Raw genomic sequence first — 20,488 nt, 5'->3', positions numbered from 1 at the left:
AATCACTCTCTTTAATAGAAGATTAAACACCTGTCGTCTCGAAAGATGAAATAGATCCGCTTACAACATTGCCCCTGAAAATGACAGCGGCACGCTTTGACCTTCTGGCCACCGCTTCCGCGGAACAGCTTGCTTCAAGCAAAACGATATTCGCCTCATCCCCGACATTGGGCCATGCCTTGACCCCGTCTTGGTTTAATGGGGTCTTCCCTCCTGTTATGAACTGCAGGCTTTTAGCTAAAGAACGTTCCTCAATCATGCGAAACCTCTCAGCAAGGCGACCGGCCTTTTCCAGATTGTCACCGATGCCGAATGGTGTCCAATGATCAGTGATGCTGTCATTGCCCAGTTCAACTTTCACCCCTTTTTCATGGAGCAGGGGAATGGGGATCGTTCTGAAGATAGGCACTGTGGATGTAATGGATATTCCTGTTTCCGAAAACCTTTCGGCTATACCCGTAGCCTCTGCAACGGAAAGATCTGCCAAACCGCTGGCGTGGCTAACCGTTACCCTTCCTTGCCACCCTGCGTCTTCCGTCATCGAAGCGAGGCGTTGCATGGTAAAGAGTCCAAGGTGATCCGGATCATGTAAATGGACATCGATATCGGAATTCGATTCAACCGCGATATCCATGATCGTTTCAAGAGAGCGTTCTATATTTTCATCAATGGTGGCGGGATCCACGCCTCCTACCAGATTCGCCCCATTCTTCATGGCCTCCCTTACTAGTCCCGCGGAATTGCTGCGTAATAGTCCATGCTGTGGGAATGCGACGATTTCATACGTCAATTTATCCTTATATCCTTCGAGCGCTTGAATGGTGGCCTCTAAATTTTTCAGACCTATAACGGGGTCAATGTTACAATGGGTGCGTATATGGGTAGATCCGAAGCCCAATAATAAATCCAGCATTTTTTCTGCTCTTGCTTTAGCGGTGGGCAATAACTCAGGAAGTAAAGCCTGCTCTTCCTCTATCCGGGTTTTCACGCCATTTATGGCAGGCATGCAAGCCTTCCACGGACCGCCATAGTACGTTTTATCAATGTGAATATGCATTTCCTTAAACGAAGGGACCATCAGGAGTCCTTGAACATCATGCTGTGGATCCTGATCTGTTATCGATTCCTCCGCTAATAAAATCGAGGATATTTTTCCATTTTCAATCTTGATGTGGTAATTTCCGGTTTCAGTGCCGGTAACCGTTTCATTTTCATTATAAGTAAAACCATTTTCCAAGCGTACATTCGTCAACCAATACGATCGTGACATTAAACTCACCCTTCCACTCCAGATTGAACATGCATCCATTTCATTATAGTTCTAAAGGTCAATTAATAATTTCAGAATTTTTACTCATTTTTATGTTATTTTTACTTATTGTAAGAAAAAGGCTCACCCTAAAATGGATGAACCCTTTCAGACTGGAGGCAACTCTATGAAAACTCAGTTCGCCTGCAGTTTTTTATTTAAAAAGTTCAATTGATTTCAGAGATCCGCTCCCTTTCCGCCGACTGCCTGCCAAGCCTCCTCGGCGCAAGCGCCTGTGGGGTCTCGGCTAGCCAGTAATTCGGCAGGAGTGTCGCAAATCTCTTCAATCCAATGAGGATTACAGTAAAAAACGTAAAGACCGAAGCACTTTATTCGACCCGCTGCACTGTCTTGGGCCGTTGACGCAGTTTATCGACAAACCACAAATTATTCGGCCGTTCACGCACAGCATTCGACCTACCCAGCACTTTATTCGACCGTTCACGAATTTTTTTCGACCATCATTTTATCGTTACGTCATTTATATCCAGATAGCCTGAAGGGCTGATCGAAAACCCTTTTACTTCTGTCGCGACTGCAGCAACATTTTCAATGACCCTTACAGGAATATACGGGGTGTCACCCATCTCGATTTCCTGTGCCTCTGCGTATAGTTCTTTTCGTTTCCCTTCTTCCTTTTCTTTTCTGGCAGCATCTATTAAACTGTCAACCTTTGGATTGCTGTAAAAGAATGTATTTCCAGCCGCCCCCTGTGAATCCGTATGAAATAGATTATATTGATTATAATCAGCATCTCCGGTCGCGTTTCTCCAACTGATGATGAACATTTCCGATTGCCCTTTATTCACTTGTTCCACGAACGAACCGTACTCCATGACCTGTACCTTCAAATTAATTCCGATCCCTTTTAGTTGGGATTGCAGGACTTCAGCCAAGTTCACTCTTTCCTTACTGTCCATCGTCAGGATGGTCGCATCCAAACCTTTTGAATATCCAGCTTCAGCCATCAGTTTCTTTGCTTCTTTCAGATTGTATTCATAGGCTTCCAGATCTTCGTTGTACCCGAATACTTTAGAGCCCATCAATGAGTTCGCCTTTACTCCCACATTATTGAAGACACCCTTGATGATCGAATCCATTTCTATGGCATGGGCAATGGCTTTTCTGACCCGGACATCATTGAACGGTTCATTATTGACATTGAACCCTAAATATTCGGTGCCATACCCTTCACTGCGGTAAACATCCATTGCCGGTGAAGATTCCACCTGGTCCATGACAGCTACAGGAAGAGGTTCAGCAATCTGCGCTTCACCGGTTTCAATCATCGATATCCTCGTGGAATCTTCAGGGACGACCTTGAAGATGACCTTGTCCAATTTTGGCTTGTCTCCCCAATAGCTTTTGTTTTTCATCAATGTGATTTCTTGCCCTGGGGACCATGAATCAAAAACGAAAGGACCGGTTCCATTCGGTTCCTGGATGATCTTTTTGCCAAACTTTTCAATTGTTTTCGGACTGATGATGCCGCCTTCGTGATTCGCCAATATGGAAAGGAGCGGGGAAAAAGGTTCCTTCAGAATGAATTGCACGGTAAATTCATCAATCGGTTTCACCTCTTTTACCATATCGAATACTACCGCTCTAGGAGAAGCGACCTTTGGATCCAATAGTCGATCAAACGTCTTTTTTACTGCATCTGCATTAAATGGCGTGCCATCATGAAACGTTACGTCTTCCCTAAGCTTGAATTCCCAGGTCGTGTCATTTATTTGCTTCCATTTTTCTGCTAGCATAGGCTGTATCTCACTATTCTCATCCCGTTGTACAAGACCTTCATAGATTTTATGGTGAGTGACACTAGCGGCGTTAATCGTGGACATGAACTGCTGATCCAAATTCTCAGCGTCGGACAAACGGGCAATGACCAATGTACCCCCTTCGTTTGATGCTTTGCTTTGATCATTTGCCGTCTTGCTTACATCATTGTTAGAAGAACAGCCCGTAATTATGATAACCATGATCATGACTAGAAAAAGCTTTCCTGTTCCACGTTTTAACCCCATGGACTTCGACCTCCCGATTTCATTTAATTGAGCATTTATCTAATTATAGGAAATATTCTGACTATTTATTTTGAAAATCTTTACTATGTTTTTCATTTTCTTTACTTGTTTTCGTAAATGGTTTTCACTTCTGTATCGCTTATCGATTCGACGACCTTAAATGATGGCTTAAACAATTCTTTCTCAGGAAGCTTCTGATAATCTCTTTCCATATATCCTCTTCTCATCTTATCGAAATACTTTTGCCCCTTATATTTGATTTCCATTAAATCAAGATTGGGGATTTTTTGATCCTTCATGACTACTTTTCCATTTATGATGGATAATTTAACGTCCCTTCCTGATCCGCTTACGAACATGGTTCGAATGGGATCATCGATTACACCCATATGATAACTGTCCAAATCAATCGCAATGATATCCGCCTTGGCCCCTGCTGCAATGCGGCCAAGATCATTCCTGCCAAGAAAAGCCGCCGCATCAAGAGTGGCTGACCGAAAGAAGTCGGCAAATGCAGAGCCTTCCGCTTCTCTTTCCATCATCCGTGAGAGCATGCTTCCTGTCCTGACGTTCTGAAACATATCCGGAGGGAAGGTGTCCGTTCCAAGCGCGATATTTATCCCTGCCCTTTTATATTTAGCGAATGATTCCAACGCCTCCCCATGCCTCCCGATAATCAGAGGGCAATGAATCACTGTTGTATTCGTTTCTCTTAGCAGCGCCAAGTCATCACCCTGTCCATATTTCGCTCCACTGTATCCTGAAACAAAGTGGGCATGCGGGATTCCTGTTCTTGGACCCAAAAAGCCAAGGTCGTACAAATATCTAATCGGTGTGACACGATAAGCTTCCCATATGGTATTGAATTCAAAACTTCCTTGTGCAGCATGGAGCTTTATCGGTACATCCAATTTTTCACTGTAATATTTGATCTGTTTTAATTGCTCTGCAGTTTGAGACTCTATACGTTCTGGAGCGAGCATCCCTCTGACCATGCCTCCATGGGCTCCATCGAATTTTTCTACAAACTCCACCGCTTTCCGCAATCCCGCTTCCCCGGCTTTTTCATCCCAATGCAGTTTTATATTTCCGTCAGGCTCGACGACTCTCATTCCTGATTGGAAACTTGGGCCCAGGTAAATCCTTAACCCCAATTCAGCTGCATGTTTTGCCGCAGCTGCCAATTCTTCATAGGTTTCGGCCCAGCTTTTATAAAAAACGGAAGTGATGGGCATGGCCGTCGTTACACCATGAAGAATGAGTTGTGAATAAGCATATAAAGATTTAAAGGATTCTTCTTCCTCGGTCATTAATTCTGGATGTCCGCTTTGTATATGATTCTCTGACCAGAGAAGGTTTTTCTGTCTGTTGGAACCGGCTTCAAAATGTAAAATATCATGGTCAATGTCCCCTAATGCATTTAAATCGATGAACCCGGGACTGATAATGGCGTTACCGGCATCCATTACCTCGTCCACTTCTTCCGGATAATTTTTTCCGACATACAGAATCGTGTCTTTTTCATAAACGATCTCTGCGTTTTCCAAAATGACATGATCGCACCCGTCATACCCAATTACATATCTTCCTTTAAGCTTGGTTTTCATCTTATTCCCCTTTCCTCATTGCGGCAGCGTCTTCCCGTTCGTCATATCTTTTTTCATCTACATATGCCCTGGCATGTCCCCAGAAATATTTCGTCGGCTGCATATACTTTTCGAGCCCGGCACGCTTTATCGTTGAAAAGGCCTCTTCATTCGCTTCGTTCAGCACTGTACTTTCATGAACCGTCCGTACATTCCTCCCTTCCATGATCAATTTCCCATCCACGATGACATGCTCCACATCATTCCCCACTGCTTGGAATACAAGCCGGTGAACATGCATGAATTCAGGGGTCAGATGAGGCTGATGCAGATTGACCGTAATGACATCCGCTTTTTTCCCGATCTCCAGGGAGCCTATTTCATCATCCCAGCCAATGCATTTCGCAGCATCTATCGTGATCATTTCCAACAGTTTGCCTGGGGGTAAATAATAGTAGTCCCTAAGGGCTGCCTGGTGAACGAACTGCGTTTTCCTCATTGCCTGAAACATATCGAAACTTGTGGAAGGGGAAGTCCCATCCGTGGAGATCGCCACAGTTGCACCCATCTCCAATAATTCAGTTATCGGGGTACGTGCATGAACCTGTCCAAATCCAGGTGATGCACTAACGTTGGTACCTGTTTCTGCCAGTATTCTTGCTTCATCGAAGGAAATGCCCCGACAATGCTGTAAATGGACATCCGGACCCAATAGGGCATTTTCCTTATCCTGTATCGCTAAATGAATCATCCCGCCAAAGGCATCGGAGTGTATCCTTGTGTTATATTTCCTGGCAATCTCCCTTATTTTCTTCGCTTGATAAAGATCATGATCATTCAGCCCATAAAGCCTGTCAGGTGATGTGGGATTGGAAGGATCAACGGATGTCACAATGACAAATGGTGTAATGAAGGCTCTCGTGCGGTCTTCATTCGCATGGTTCAGTGCCTCGATCACCGCTTCCGCCCCCTTCAATACTTCTTCATAGGAAACTTCCTTCACCACTCTCTTTCCGTCAATCCAACGGCTGAATGAATGGGGCCATGGAGGGTTGCAAGGACCCGTGCAAACCACTTCCCTGATTCCCACTTCGGCGTATGCTTTTGCATGATTGATGGCGAAAATCGGTTCATCGGATCGTGGCATGGACCCTAAAACGCTCACCCCGGTTGTCACGCCCGCTTTTAATCTCTCAAGGGAGGATAGCTTTCCTTCGTAATACCAAAAGTCATCCGTAACAAAATGCTTGTACGTATTTGTCATGATGGGCATCCAAAAATCAATATTCTCCATTGCAATCGTTTTGAACATGGAATGTCCCCCATGACCATGAACATCTATTAATCCGGGCAATATACACTGATGGCTGCAATCAATGACTTTTACAGCCTCATACTTCAATTTCAGCTTTTCGGTTGAATCAACGGCTAAAATCCTTCCTTGATTAATGGCGATAGCGCCATCCTGCAGAATTCTCCTGTTTTGATCCATGGTTATCACGGTTCCATGGATTAGCAGTAAATCTATCATATTTCCCCTCCTAATTGAGAAGACAGCATAACACCCTTATGCTGCCTTCCTTTTTTGATGATTTCCCTACTTCACGGTTACGTCATCAAGCATTAAATAATTTGCCGGATTCAGCCAAAGCCCTTTAACCGTCCCACCATATACCGCCAAATGTTCATAGTTACGGATAGGAACATATGGAACTTCTTCCCTCTCAATTTCCTGTGCCTTCGAATATAGTTCCTTACGTTTATCGCCATCCGATTCTTTACGTGCACTTTCAATCAATTTGTCCACTTCCGGGTTGCTATAGAATGAACTGTTTCCAGCAGCACCTTGGGATTTGCTATCAAAAAGATTGAATTGATTATAATCTCCATCCCCGGTAGCATTGCCCCAGCCGCCTATCGATACCTGGTGCTCGCCTTTAGCGGTCGCATCAATGTAGGCCCCATACTCAAGGACTTGAATCTTGACCTTGATTCCAATTCCTTTTAACTGGGATTGAATCACTTCGGCCATATTAATCCTTTCCTTACGGTCACTCGTCGTCAATGTAAACTCCAAGCCATCCTTGACCCCTGCCTCAGTCAAGAGCTTCTTCGATTCATTAATATCATAGTCGTAGCCTTTTATATCCGGATCATAGCCAAACACTTTTGGGCTCATTGTCGAATTTGCCCTCGTACCGACATCGTTATAAACCCCTTTAATAATCGAATCGACCTCGATGGCATGAGCGACCGCTTTACGGACACGTACATCATCGAAAGGTTTTTTCTTAACATTGAAGCTTAGGTATTCAACCGCAAGTCCCTCCGTGCGATATAAATTCATCGTGTCCGATGCTTCGATCCTATCAATCTCAGTCACTGGCACTTGATCGGTCACATGTGCTTCACCGGTTTCAATCATCGCAATCCTCGTGGCATCTTCAGGGACAACCTTGAATACTACGCCATCAATCTTCGGTTCATCCCCCCAGTATTCCTCGTTTTTCGTAAGTGCGATCTCTTCACCTGGCTTCCACGATTTAAAAACGAAGGGCCCTGTCCCAACCGGGTTTTGACCTAACTTGTCACTATGTTCCTTAATCGCTTTAGGGCTGATGATGCTTCCTTCATTACTCACTAAAATCGATAACAGCGGTGCATAAGGATATTTCAGCTTGAATTGTACGGTCGTTTCGTCAACCACTTTAATTTCTTTGATCATTTCCAATTTACCAGCCTGCGGAGAAGCTGTTGCCGGATCAAGTATCCTGTCGAAATTGGTTTTCACCGCTTCGGCATTGAATGGAGCTCCATCATGGAATTTGACTCCCTCTTGCAATTTAAATTCCCAAGTGACATCATCCAGTTGTTTCCACTCTTTTGCCAGCAGCGGTTTAGGATCCATGTTTTTATCAGGAACGACCAACGTTTGATAAACCTTTTCATAAACGACGTTTGCTGATGGAATGTCTGTTATGAAATGAGGATCCAGGATGGTCGCGTCAGATAATCTCGCGACGATCAGTGTACCTCCTTCTTTCGCTTTTTCTTCCGGTTCCTTGCTGCCGGTTTGATCTGCTGCACACCCAGATAAAACGGATGAGATGCCTAATAACGATGCAAACAGTAACCCCATCATACTTTTTCTCATTCTATTTCCTCCCTTTTCAACCTGCCTTTGTTTCTCCAAGTAACTTTCAGCTATGAGTACATCGGGCTTACTTCAAATTATAAAAAAAAACCGAATTTTATATTTTCAGAATCTTTACACATTTTTTAATTATCTTTACTGCTTTTCCGCATCATATTTACTTCAATACCTATTTTGAATAAATTTAATGAAAGAAAAGGAGGAAGTGCAATGAAGCCAGAGATCGTCATTAATAATACCGAATTGAAGGTAAACGAAAGAAAATCTCCAAAACTAAGCCACTGGAAAGCCTTTTATAAAAAATTCAAGAGAAATAAACTGGCATTGATAGGCGGGTATATCGTACTTTTTTATATTTTATTGGCTATCTTTGCACCTTTGATTTCACCGCAGGATCCCTATGAAATTGATTTAGTCAACAAACTCCAGCCTCCGTCGGCTGAACATTGGATGGGTACGGATGATAAAGGAAGGGATATTTTAAGCAGATTATTATATGGAACCCGGCTTTCATTAACCGTTGGATTTGTCTCTGTATTCTTCGGGGCTTTCATTGGCATTCTGCTTGGGTTAACGGCTGGTTATTACGGAAAATGGATTGATACCGTCATTATGAGGATTGTCGATGTTCTGCTGGCTTTCCCGGGAATATTGCTCGCACTTGCCATCATTAGTGCCCTTGGCCCAAGTTTAATCAATGTAATGGTAGCGGTCGGTGTCTTTTCCATACCCATGTTTGCCCGAATTGTCCGCGGCTCCACACTGTCAGTCAGGAAGCTTGAATATATCGATGCCATTCGTGCATTGGGAGCCACTGACTTCACGATCATAACCAAGCACATTTTTCCGAATATTCTATCACCTGTCATCGTTCAAGCTACATTACGTCTGGCAACAGCCATTCTATCGGCAGCCGGATTATCATTCCTGGGGCTGGGAGCCCAGCCTCCCTCACCGGAATGGGGAGCCATGTTGAGCAGCGGTCGGGATTATTTGTTCAGCGCCCCTCACATCGCTTTGTTTCCGGGAATAGCCATATCAACACTGGTACTCGGTTTCAATGTCTTCGGGGATGGACTTAGAGATGCCCTGGATCCAAGAATGAAAAAATAAGGAGGAGAGAAAATGTTCGTATTTATAATCCGACGGGTCTTTCAAACCATACCGGTTTTACTAGGAGTAAGTCTTGTTGTTTTCCTCATCATGCAAATGGTCCCTGGAGATCCGGCAACACTGCTTGCAGGTGAAGGAGCGACTAAAGAAACGATTGAATCACTGCGACATGAGCTTGGCTTGGATCGCCCAATCCTTTATCAATACGTCGACTATATCATTCATGCCGTTCAAGGAGACTTTGGGGAATCACTCCGCAGCAGCCGGCCTGTTTTGGATGAAATCATGGTCCGCTTGCCGATCACCCTGGAACTGGCACTCGCCAGCATTTTCATAACCGTTGTCCTTGGTATGCTTGCAGGAATCATCTCGGCAACCAAGCAATACTCGGCAGCTGACATTTCCATCATGATCGTTGCTTTACTGGGAATCTCTTTACCTAGTTTTTGGCTGGGTCTGATGCTTATCTACTTCTTTTCCGTAAACCTTCAGTGGTTTCCGGTTTCAGGTTGGGGAACCATCAGGCACATGATCCTGCCAGCGATAACCCTTGGGGCCGGCGGAGCGGCCATAGTTGCCAGGATGACCAGGTCGAGCATGCTCGAAGTCGTTCGCCAGGACTACATCCGGACAGCAAGAGCCAAGGGATTAAAAGAATATGTCATCATTTATAAACATGGCCTGAAAAATGCGCTTATCCCCGTCATTACAGTCGTTGGCCTCCAGTTCGGTGCACTCCTCGGCGGTACTGTATTGACAGAGTCCGTTTTTGCCATCAATGGACTTGGGAGATTGATAGTCGATGCAATCAGAACGAGGGATTTACCAATGGTTCAGGGCGGGGTCCTTATCGCTTCCGTTATCTTCGTATTCATGAATTTGGCAGTGGATGTCCTCTATCGATACTTTAACAAAAGAATAGATTTGAATTAAGGAGGTATGATGATGAAACAGGTTGATGATAAAATACTGGAAGTAAAAAATCTGCAGACCCACTTTTTCACTGACGAAGGCACGAGTAAAGCCGTCGACGGAATCAGTTTCTCCCTAAATAAAGGGGAAACCCTTGGAATCGTCGGGGAGTCGGGAAGCGGCAAAAGTATAACATCCTTATCATTGTTAAGGCTTATTCCATCGCCACCCGGAAAGATTGCCGGGGGCAGCATCCTTTTTAAAGGGGAGGATCTGCTTACGAAGACTGAAAAACAGATGCGGTCCATACGCGGCAATGAAATTTCGATGATATTCCAGGAACCGATGACATCATTGAATCCCGTATATTCAGCAGGTGAGCAAATTGCAGAAGCGATCCGGCTCCATCAAAATCTCGGAAAAAAAGAAGCATGGGACAAAGCGGTCGACATGCTTCGGCTCGTCGGAATCCCCTCACCTGAAAAAAGGGCAAAACAGGAGCCGCATGAACTAAGCGGCGGAATGAGGCAAAGGGTCATGATTGCCATGGCACTTGCCTGTCACCCTGAGGTTTTAATAGCCGATGAACCTACTACAGCATTGGATGTGACGATCCAGGCCCAAATCCTGGAACTGATTAAGACACTGCAAAAGGATTTCGGGACGGCTGTCATTTTGATCACTCATGATTTGGGTGTCGTATATGAAACCTGTGATCGGGTTGCTGTCATGTACGCAGGGAAAATCGTTGAATACACATTGGCCAAGGAAATATTCACAAACCCTAAACATCCATACACCATCGGTTTATTAAACTCCCTTCCGCGTCTGGACATGGACCAGGAGGAATTGACTACAATTCCCGGGACTGTTCCGAGTCCTTACAATATGCCTAAGGGCTGCAGCTTTGCCCCCCGCTGTGCACATGCGAAGAGCATTTGTGAACAAGCCGTACCGGATCTACAAGCGACCGGCCCAAGCACCCAGGTCAGCTGTTGGATGTTCACCCCCCAATGGGAGAAGGAATATGACACTCAAGAGAAGGTAGGGGTTTAATGATGGGTGTACCAGTTGCAGAGAAAAAGGTTCTGCTTAAAGTGGATCAATTGAAACAATATTTTCCGATCAAGGGTGGATTTTTCGGAAGAACCGTCAATCATGTAAAAGCCGTTGATGACATCAGCTTCCATATCTATCAGGGTGAAACCTTAAGCATAGTTGGCGAATCCGGCTGCGGAAAATCGACTACCGGAAGGGCGATCCTTCGATTGGACGAACCTACAAGCGGGAGTATACATTTTCAGGATAGGGATTTACTGAGTTTAGGAAAAAAGGAAATGAGGAGCACCAGGAAGGACTTGCAAGTTATTTTCCAAGATCCATTTGCCTCTCTTAATCCCAGACAGACCATAGGGAAGATTCTCGGAGAAGCCTTAGCCATACAAAATGTAGTGCCTAAAGAAAAACGAAAGAGCAGGATTGAAGAATTATTGGGACATGTCGGGCTGAGACCTGAATCCACGGAAAGATACCCGCACGAATTCAGCGGCGGCCAGAGACAGCGGATCGGCATTGCACGGGCCCTTGCAGTGGACCCAAAATTGATCATATGTGACGAAGCCGTATCTGCACTCGATGTCTCCATTCAAGCGCAAGTACTGAATTTATTAAAATCGTTACAGCGACAGTTCGACCTTACCTTTCTTTTCATATCACATGATTTGGGTGTGGTCAGACATATCTCGGATCGTGTAATGGTCATGTATCTCGGAAAGATAGTCGAAATAGCCGATAAAAAGTCCATTTTCGAGCAGCCACAGCATCCATATACGAGAGCATTGCTATCTGCCATCCCAGTACCGAATCCAGTGCATGAAAGGGAACGGATCCTATTGACGGGTGATGTCCCCTCACCCATCGATCCTCCAAGCGGCTGCCGCTTCCATACACGATGTCCTTTTGCATTGGACATCTGTAAAACAGAGGCACCCGAATTAAAATTATCTGAACAGAATCATCAAGTGGCTTGTCACATTGTGTCATAAGTTGTAGATTTCCCAAGGGGTCTTTAGTATGATACTAATAGACAGAATAATTAAAGTTATATAAAAATATAACCAGCAGAGGTTCTCCATGCTTAGTTACGAGGGATTCACGTTAATTATCATGCTCTTCATATTAGCTCCCATCATGGGAGCTATCGCTCTTTTATTTCTATTCATATTCGAGAAGCGGATCGATCTCCTTGAAAATAAAAACAAAGAGATACGTCTGGAGCAAGCACTTCAAGAAGCACAATATAATAAATTGAACCAGCAAATCCAGCCTCACTTTTTGTTTAATACACTAAATGTCATTTTGGGCTTGGCCCGCCTGAACAGGACGGCTGAACTGATAAGGGCCTTAGAGGCATTTTCGCAATTCTTGAAATTCAAATATAAAGCAACTGAACCATTAATCCCCCTTTCCCAGGAAATTCAGTATACTCAGCATTATCTCGACATCCAAACCCTTCGCTTTGGCGATCGCCTTAAGATCGATATGGAGTGCCCAGACCCATTATCAATTGCAATGGTACCCCCTTTCATTCTCCAGACTTTAGTGGAGAATTCGTTTAAACACGGCTTGGAAAAAAAAGTGGGGGAAGCCCTTCTGCATATCCGGTTCCATCAGGATTCGCAGATGGTGTATCTCGAAGTGATGGATAATGGATTAATGGGACATTCCGTTACAATCGAAGGCGGCCATGGCCTGGATAATATCCAAAAACGTTTATATTTGTATTTCAATGACCGTGCACAATTGAATATATCTTCTAATGAATCTGGAACAAAGGTAGAGGTATCATGGCCACTGGTTCATGATAAGAAAATGGAGGAGGCGGCGCCGGAATGAATGTATTATTAGTTGATGACGAACCATTGGTCCTTGAACAAATGGAATATATGATTCAGTCCATATACCCTTTTTGGAAGTTTCATAAAGCTGCTGATGCCTGTCAGGCACTGACCCTCACCCAAAATTTTAAAATAAACCTCGCTTTCCTGGATATCAATCTCCCGGGGCGATCGGGTCTTGAATTTGGTGAAGACCTAAGGGCACTGAACAAAGAAGTGGAAATCATCATGGTGACCGCACATCAAAGTTTCGATTATGCCCAGCAATCCATAAGGATAGGCGTAGTTGATTATTTAACGAAACCTGTAATTGAAAGCGATTTGCATAAAGTGCTATCCAGGTATGATAAAAGGGAGTCTTCCCATAACTACTCAACCCTGATTCACCATTCCCTTTCATTCATTCATGAAAATTATGCTGAAAAACTCTCCCTTTCGGACATCGCCCGTGAAGTGCATACCAACCCGACTTATTTAAGCAGGAAATTCCATGAAGAAGTCGGCACTTCCTTTTCGGAATATTTAATGCAATATAGAATAAAGGCAGCTAAAAGGGCCTTAACCAATAACACCAGTTGGAGCATATCAGACGTCGCTGAAAACTCGGGTTTCAATAGCCAGCATTATTTCAGCACTTTATTCCGGAAGATAGAGGGAATCACGCCCAAGGAGTTCCGCGAGAAAGGAAAATGAACATTGCGACCACGTACATTTCAAGAATACGTACAAGGCCCCATTCAAATTGGGATGGGTTTAGGGATCATCTCCCTCCTGGCACGCTGGGTGACGGGAACAACGATATTATCCTCCCCTGAATCGATGGTGAAGTATGGAGTTTTCGGAGGGATCGGCTATGCCCTGATGGGAGCGATCGCCCTGTTCATGTTCAGTTTCATCGGGAAGAGGGTCAGGCAGGATTTTCCCGTCGGTTTGACCATCGGGGACTATTTAAAAACCCGGCTTCATCCATTGGGATATTGGATATTGATCGTGATTCTGGTCATGACCAGCTTACACATTTTATTCATTCAGGGAATGGCCGCGTCCACCCTATTGCAGTTTCTTTTCGACACGCCGCTCTATGTAGGGCTGTTCTTCTTTTACGGTTTTTGTGTTCTTTTTGCTGGCTTCGGCGGGTTAAAGCTCATTCATCGATTCGCAGCTTTTCAAGTCGTCTTCATGTTTGCCGCCGTTATCTTAATTCCTTTATACTTTTTCGTCAAGGAAGGCATTCAGCCTGTTTATGATGGGATTCGTTTATACCATCCTTACATGCTGGTGATCAATAAGTATGATCTATGGAGTTTTCTTTTTGCAGGACTTCTTGTTGGATTCGGCCAGTTTTTCTTTGACCTGACATCATGGCAGCGATTATTTATGATGGAAATGAAAAAGGTTCGATTGACATTTTCTTTATCCGGCCTTATTTGGATCATATTCCCACTCTCATTTTCATCCCTGTTCATAATGGTTATCTTTACGGGCGGATTCACTGATATACACTCGATTTTGGCTGGATTGGCAAACAAGATAACGACTCCATTCTTTTTCATCCTTTTTGTGCTCTGTGCTTTCAGTGCAATCACCTCGACATTCGGTGCCTGCCTGCATTCATTGGTAAGCCTGATCGTCGCCAATATTCTTGAACCCTTCCAAACCCAAAAAAGCGACCAGCAAAAAATAAGGATGGCCTGCCTGCTTTCAGTCTGTATGGGTGGATTGATTTTCGTAGCTACGCTCTTCTATTCCCCAAACCTGTTAGAGCTCTTATTTTATTCAGGTAATGTATACTCAGCATTGCTGGCTCCAATTCTGGTAATCGTATTCAGTAAAGGGAAAATCGCTGATTTCATACCGATAAGCGCGGTCTTGGCCATTGCCGCTTCATACATCATCCAGCCTTATGTAAGTGAATTCCAAAGCATATGGTTTAGCGGATTGGCTTCATTGACCATCATAGTGATTTGTACGATCCTTACGTTCATCAAGAAAAAATGGAGATTCGTAATAACAAAACGGCATGTATGACGAAGGCCGACTCATTGGATTTCGAAAACGATATAGCTTCCATCAAAGCGTGTGATGAACCTGGCTCATATTAGCCGTTATTTCACCTACCGATGCAATCTGTTACATGTAAAAAAAGTTGCCGACATAAAGTCGGCAACCCAAAGTTAAAGAAGAAGGATGATCCATTTCACTTACGAATTACCTTTTCGAGAAACTCACCTTATTCAAACCGGAAATATAAATGCGATCTCCTGATTTTAGTGTGGTGGTCACGCTTGTTACTGAATAATCATCACGTTCATTTGAAAGGATTTCATTTACAAGTAAATTTTGTCCCCTGTATATAATTAAATTCCCTGATGAACTGGTTGTCGTTATTTTATATTTTCCCGCATTTATATCTTTACCGACTGTCCAGTATCCAGCATGCAATGTATTCGATTTAACATTAGTGACTTTGACAAACTGGACACTGTCTAATCCAGAAATTTCAATACTATCCCCCGATTTTATATCCGTTGTAACAACGGTTACGCCAAAACCATCATCTTCACTTGATAGAATCTCATTTACAAAACGGTCGTAGGTATTCATACCGATAAATAAATTACCACTGCCCGATTTCGTAGTGATTTTATAACGGCCTGCTGGTAAATCTTTGCCCGCTTTCCACTTCCCTGCACTTAAACTTTTACTATAAGGTACATGAATCGTAGTTGTACTTGCTTTACCATTTATAGTGGTCACTGTAATCTTGGCCGTCCCTACACCTACAGCCGTGACTTTCCCTTTACTATCCACTTTCGCTATTTTAGAATTGGAAGATTTCCATTTCACTGTTTTATTCGTTGTATTGCTTGGGCTTACCGTTGCAGATAAAGTTAAGGTTTTACCCTTATATATAGTAGCGGAAGTCTTGTTCAGCTTAACTGATTTTGCCATGATCGGAGCTGTAACCGTTACTTTTACCTTTACATCCTTTGCACCCTTAACAGTTGCCGTAACTGTTGTCGTTCCTTTTGCTTTGCCGGTTACCTTCCCTTTGCTATCCACCGTTGCAATTTTGGTGGAAGCGGATTTCCACTTCACGGTTTTATCTGTACTATCGGAGGGTGAAACGGTTGCAGTCAGTGTTCCAGTCTTGCCTGCTGTAATGGATAAACTCGTTTTATGTACTTTTACTGTTTTAGCAGAAACTTTTACAGCTACCGTTTTCATCACTTTCGTGTTATCTTTTGCAGTCGCCGTTATGGTAGCGGATCCGTTAGCCATTCCTTTGATGTTGCCTTTTGAATCCACTTTTGCGACTTTTGCATTTGAACTTTTCCATAAAACCGTTTTATTCGCCGCATCAGCCGGAGCTACCGTCGCAGTTACTTTTACAGTTTGATTATTTGTAATATTCAATGTGGATTTACTTAACTTCAAACTGGTTGGTACAATGTTCGTCACCGTAACTTGAATACTTTTTTTAATGGAAGCATCACCATTTGCTATAGCGGTCAGGGTCGCACTGCCAGCTTTACGTGCTTTTACGTTGCCTTTCGTATCCACTGTCGCAATTTCCGGATTACTGGTTGTCCAGCTGACGCTTTTATTAACGGCAGTAGAAGGGTTTACCGTAGCCCTTAACTGTTCGGTTCGGTTTACCACTAGGGACAAGCTGGACTTACTTAACGAGATACTTTGAGGAACAAGGATCTTTTCTTTAAAACTCATCGTACCGATTAAAGATGAGATATAGACTTTTTCTCCCTCTGAAAGCTTATACTCCAAAGCATCATCTTCATAATAGAGGCTGAAGGAATCTTTTTCATTATAGCTTTCATCAAAAATGTCTATATATGCCGTATCATAGTCATCCATTGGGCGATCAATGTCCAATGTATAAGTTCCTGCCGGAATATCAGTACCGACCTCATAATAACCTGCAGATACACCTTTTAAATCCAGTTTCGGGATTTGCTGTACCTCTACAGTAGTAGCATCATAGAGATTGACATCTATTTTGTCTCCTTCTATTAAACTTACGGTAAATCGTTTGGACGAGTACTCATCATCACTAAGCGTTTCAAAAATGATATCGTTATTTCCTCTGCTGATGGAAATGGCAGCCGCACCTTCAGGGATACTGAATTTAGTTAATCCTGCAGATATATCCATCCCTGCTGTATATGTCCCATCACTTAAAGATTGACTACTTACAGCCTGTGCCGTCTTACTTCCTAACCCAATCGATAGTGATAGTACCAACATGACAATCACTTTAATAAATAAATTCCTCTTCATAAGTAAACCATCTTTCTTATTAAATTTTTACAACCAATAAGTATATCGACAACAAATTCCATATATTTTCATTATGCAATAAATTAATGTTACTGTATGGTATTTTTGGAAATATTTTTATCATTCACATATTCAGAAGTGACCTGCGTGCATTTGGCTCCGCATGTCTTGAGGGAGTCTATAACACAACAAATAAAAAGAGCTTGATCTATATAGATCTAGGCAGTTTTAGAGACAAAAAAACAAAGTGGACTGGCACGGAAAATGCGAGACTCCTGCGGGAAAAGCGCGTCCAAGGGAGACCCCGCAGGCGGAAAGCGAGTGCCTGGAGGCAACGTTCTTATTTTACAAACCCTCAAAAAAACTGTAGGCAAAATCAATTATTATCTAGTTTGTCTACAGTCTGGAGTTTTGATCTTTATAAAGATAGACTCTTAACCCTTTAAATCAAGGTTCATCGATAATATAAAATTCAAGTAACACTATTAATCTCGTAAAAACTTAGCTATCCACCTTTTTGAAGTACCGATAAACCTTTTCTAGTTTTTGGGTTTGTTTCCCCTTCGGACTTTCCATATTACCGAATTCGAAAAACTTCACTTTTTTGATTCCGACAAAATTGAACAACGCTCTCTTCATCAATATTTTATGGGCATCATTCAACCAGAGAAGTGGATACTTTACAGGGCCCTTCATCGTGGACACACATACGACCGACTTTCCTTTTAGAAGACCTTCTGGTAACAGTCCCTTCTTATCCCTGTAGGCAAAATTCGCAGAAAATAATTGATCAATGTATCCCATGAGCATGGCGGGAGGCCTCCCCCACCAGATTGGATAGACAAAGACAATCTTGTCAGCCCAAGTAATCTGGTTTCTATATTTTTCAAGCTGAGGATCACGATGCATATCACGCCTTCGTTTATGCTCATTGAACTCCAAGAGTGGATTAAAGCCCTCAGCATATAAATCCAACACCTGCAGCCCCTTTATGTTGGTGTTCTCCTTACTACCTTTGATGACTTTTTGTAAAAAGGCATAGCTTAAACTCTTATGATTTGGATATGTGTAAATGACCAACATGTTCATGACGTCCCCCCTATTTACTTATCATTTGATAACAATAATATAGCACTCCCTTTTTTTTGTTGTCAAATGATAATTGTGTTTTGATAACACTTTTGTTATCTTCTCTGTAGAGGTGAAAGTTATGGACAAAAAAGCTCTATTTGATAAATGGGTCTCATTTACAACTTCCGTACATCAAGTGACACACGAATTAACACAACATGCTAAATCTACTTCGATCACGCCAGTTCAATATAATATTCTTGAATACATCACAGTCAGTCAGCCTGTCACTCCAAGTGAAATCAGTGACTGTCAGCATATTTCGATGCCTAACACGAGCCGTGAACTAAAAAAATTAAGCGAAAAGAATCTAATTGAAAAATTAAGTGATTCGGAAGATCGAAGGAAACAATACATCCGTCTCTCGAAACAAGGGGAAATGATGATGAACGAAGCCTTTGCAATCGTGGAATCCCGTTTCCAAAGCCGACTGCAGCATGCATCGAAGGAAGACTTAGAGGATATTGAGCGTGCCATGGATATTCTTCACACAAAACTTTTTTAATGCATGAATACACAAATAGGCTCCCGCGATTGAAGTTGACAACTGATCAACTTCAATCGCGGGAGCTTCTACGCATAAAACTAACTTATAATCAGGTACCGCAAAAGGTCCGGTAAGGTGTTGTTGACTCAGGTAGTGTCGAGTATTCAGCTTGTTCCTTGCAGTGTGCATAAGGATTTGAAAGAACCGCCAAAAGCCGTTCCATCACGCTGTAGTCCCCTTGCTCCACTGCCGCCTCCAATGCCTCTTCCACCCGGTGGTTCCTTGGGATAACCGCAGGATTGCTGTTCTGCATCAACTGATTCGAAGATTCCTTCGATTCCTTCTGCCTGCCAAGTCTCGCCTGCCAGAGCTCTTGCCACTGAGCGAATTCAGGTGTCCCGAAAAGGACCGTTTCCTCCATCGTATTAAAGGTCAAAGCACGGAAGGTATTGGTATAGTCGGCACCATGCTTTTTCATCATGCTGAGGATGCCATTAATAAGGGCTTCATCCTGTGTCTCTTCGTTGAATATCCCCAGTTTTGCTCTCATTCCCGCTACCCAATTAGCGTGATAAAGATCATTAAAAACGGAAATCTTATCTTGGGCCAGCGTAACCGCCTGATCCTCATCATCATGCAGCAGCGGCAATAGGGATTCAGCGAATCGCGCAAGATTCCATCCCCCGATAACCGGCTGGTTGCCATAGGCATAGCGACCTTGGGTATCAATTGAACTGAATACCGTTGCAGGATCAAAAGCATCCATGAAGGCGCAAGGGCCATAATCGATGGTTTCCCCGCTAATCGTCATGTTGTCGGTATTCATCACCCCATGGATGAAGCCAACCAGCTGCCATTGGGCAATAAGCTTGGCCTGACGCTTGATCACTTCCTGAAGGAGCGCAAGATAACGGCCTTCACCGGCTTCAATATCTGGAAAATGACGCTTTATTGCATAGTCGGCAAGGGTCCGGAGTTCCTCGACCGTACCCCATTTTGCACCGAATTGAAAGGTTCCGACACGAAGATGACTCGAAGCCACACGAGTCATGATGGCACCAGGCAGCCCGGTTTCACGGATTACCGTTTCACCGGTCGTCACCACTGCCAGACTTCGGGTGGTAGGAATGCCGAGCCCGTGCATCGCTTCGCTGATGATGTATTCGCGCAGCATCGGTCCAAGTGCAGCCCGGCCATCGCCACCGCGGGAGTACGGCGTTCTTCCCGGACCCTTCAGCTGGATATCATACCGCTCGCCTTGAGGCAAAATCTGCTCGCCAAGCAGTATCGCCCGGCCGTCGCCTAACATGTTAAAATGCCCGAATTGATGCCCAGCATAGGCTTGGGCAAGAGGCGAAGCACCTTCTGGAACCTCGTTGCCGGCAAACACCGCTACGCCATCATCGCTTTGCAGCTTTTGAACGTCCAAACCAAGGGATGCAGCCACACGATCATTGAGAATGATCAACTCCGGTGAACGTACAGGAGTCGGGTTCGTGCTCGTGAAAAATTTTTCCGGAAGACGGGCATAACTATTATCTAAATTCCATCCAGTTTCATTTGTCATGGTTTC

The 20,488-nt window shown here is 43.7% G+C and carries 16 protein-coding genes; 8 read left to right on the top strand and 8 right to left on the bottom strand.

All coding sequences use genetic code 11. The annotated features are described in order from the left end of the window. Positions 1–22: 22 nt before the first annotated feature. The 5 genes from QUF86_RS10665 to QUF86_RS10645 form a co-directional block, all read right to left on the bottom strand. A complete protein-coding gene (locus QUF86_RS10665) occupies positions 23–1,270 on the bottom strand; it encodes an amidohydrolase family protein (protein ID WP_289314945.1) in 1,248 nt (415 codons plus the stop codon). A 500-nt stretch (positions 1,271–1,770) separates the two neighbouring features. After that, positions 1,771–3,336: a glutathione ABC transporter substrate-binding protein gene (locus QUF86_RS10660; protein WP_289314944.1), complete on the bottom strand. Its 1,566-nt coding sequence runs from the start codon at positions 3,334–3,336 to the stop codon at positions 1,771–1,773. 101 nt (positions 3,337–3,437) lie between these two features. After that, positions 3,438–4,943, bottom strand: coding sequence for an amidohydrolase family protein (locus QUF86_RS10655; RefSeq protein ID WP_289334291.1), 1,506 nt, complete (start codon positions 4,941–4,943; stop codon positions 3,438–3,440). Position 4,944: 1 nt separating this feature from the next. Further along, positions 4,945–6,453, bottom strand: a complete 1,509-nt coding sequence (locus tag QUF86_RS10650) for an amidohydrolase family protein (RefSeq protein ID WP_289334290.1) — start codon at positions 6,451–6,453, stop codon at positions 4,945–4,947. A gap of 66 nt (positions 6,454–6,519) precedes the next feature. Beyond that, positions 6,520–8,076, bottom strand: a complete 1,557-nt coding sequence (locus QUF86_RS10645) for a glutathione ABC transporter substrate-binding protein (protein ID WP_289334289.1) — start codon at positions 8,074–8,076, stop codon at positions 6,520–6,522. A gap of 210 nt (positions 8,077–8,286) precedes the next feature. Here QUF86_RS10645 and nikC point away from each other — a divergent pair, with 210 nt between their 5' ends. From nikC to QUF86_RS10610, 7 genes are all read left to right on the top strand, one after another. Continuing rightward, positions 8,287–9,189: a nickel transporter permease gene (gene nikC, locus QUF86_RS10640; RefSeq protein ID WP_289334288.1), complete on the top strand. Its 903-nt coding sequence runs from the start codon at positions 8,287–8,289 to the stop codon at positions 9,187–9,189. A gap of 12 nt (positions 9,190–9,201) precedes the next feature. Then, the gene (gene nikB / locus QUF86_RS10635; RefSeq protein ID WP_289314939.1) at positions 9,202–10,122 is read left to right on the top strand and encodes a nickel ABC transporter permease; all 921 of its coding nucleotides are present in this window, start codon (positions 9,202–9,204) and stop codon (positions 10,120–10,122) included. Positions 10,123–10,134: 12 nt separating this feature from the next. Next, a complete protein-coding gene (locus tag QUF86_RS10630; protein ID WP_430103539.1) occupies positions 10,135–11,157 on the top strand; it encodes an ABC transporter ATP-binding protein in 1,023 nt (340 codons plus the stop codon). Positions 11,158–11,159: 2 nt separating this feature from the next. Beyond that, positions 11,160–12,146, top strand: a complete 987-nt coding sequence (locus QUF86_RS10625) for an ABC transporter ATP-binding protein (protein WP_289314937.1) — start codon at positions 11,160–11,162, stop codon at positions 12,144–12,146. An 88-nt stretch (positions 12,147–12,234) separates the two neighbouring features. After that, positions 12,235–12,996, top strand: a complete 762-nt coding sequence (locus tag QUF86_RS10620) for a sensor histidine kinase (protein ID WP_289334287.1) — start codon at positions 12,235–12,237, stop codon at positions 12,994–12,996. Continuing rightward, a complete protein-coding gene (locus QUF86_RS10615) occupies positions 12,993–13,691 on the top strand; it encodes an AraC family transcriptional regulator (protein WP_289314935.1) in 699 nt (232 codons plus the stop codon). Before QUF86_RS10620 ends, QUF86_RS10615 begins: the two co-directional genes overlap by 4 nt. 3 nt (positions 13,692–13,694) lie before the next feature. Next, positions 13,695–15,026 carry an SLC5/6 family protein gene (locus QUF86_RS10610; protein WP_289334286.1) on the top strand — a complete coding sequence of 444 codons (1,332 nt, stop codon included), beginning with the start codon at positions 13,695–13,697 and terminating at the stop codon, positions 15,024–15,026. 180 nt (positions 15,027–15,206) lie between these two features. Here the strand turns inward: QUF86_RS10610 and QUF86_RS10605 are convergent, their stop codons facing one another. Together QUF86_RS10605 and QUF86_RS10600 are read right to left on the bottom strand one after the other, a co-directional pair. Further along, positions 15,207–17,297, bottom strand: a complete 2,091-nt coding sequence (locus QUF86_RS10605) for an Ig-like domain-containing protein (protein ID WP_289334285.1) — start codon at positions 17,295–17,297, stop codon at positions 15,207–15,209. A gap of 501 nt (positions 17,298–17,798) precedes the next feature. After that, a complete protein-coding gene (locus QUF86_RS10600) occupies positions 17,799–18,386 on the bottom strand; it encodes an NAD(P)H-dependent oxidoreductase (protein WP_289334284.1) in 588 nt (195 codons plus the stop codon). 121 nt (positions 18,387–18,507) lie between these two features. Here QUF86_RS10600 and QUF86_RS10595 point away from each other — a divergent pair, with 121 nt between their 5' ends. Then, entirely contained in the window at positions 18,508–18,933 is a 426-nt protein-coding gene (locus tag QUF86_RS10595; RefSeq protein ID WP_289334283.1) for a MarR family winged helix-turn-helix transcriptional regulator, read from the top strand. A 91-nt stretch (positions 18,934–19,024) separates the two neighbouring features. Here the strand turns inward: QUF86_RS10595 and QUF86_RS10590 are convergent, their stop codons facing one another. Next, on the bottom strand, positions 19,025–20,482 hold the full coding sequence (locus tag QUF86_RS10590; RefSeq protein ID WP_289334282.1) for a protein adenylyltransferase SelO: 1,458 nt from the start codon (positions 20,480–20,482) through the stop codon (positions 19,025–19,027). Positions 20,483–20,488 lie beyond the last annotated feature (6 nt).

Source organism: Peribacillus sp. NJ11, from assembly GCF_030348405.1.
Taxonomy (GTDB): Bacteria; Bacillota; Bacilli; order Bacillales; family DSM-1321; genus Peribacillus.
Note: the sequence above shows the minus strand (reverse complement) of the source record. Positions and strands in the feature narration are given on the sequence as shown.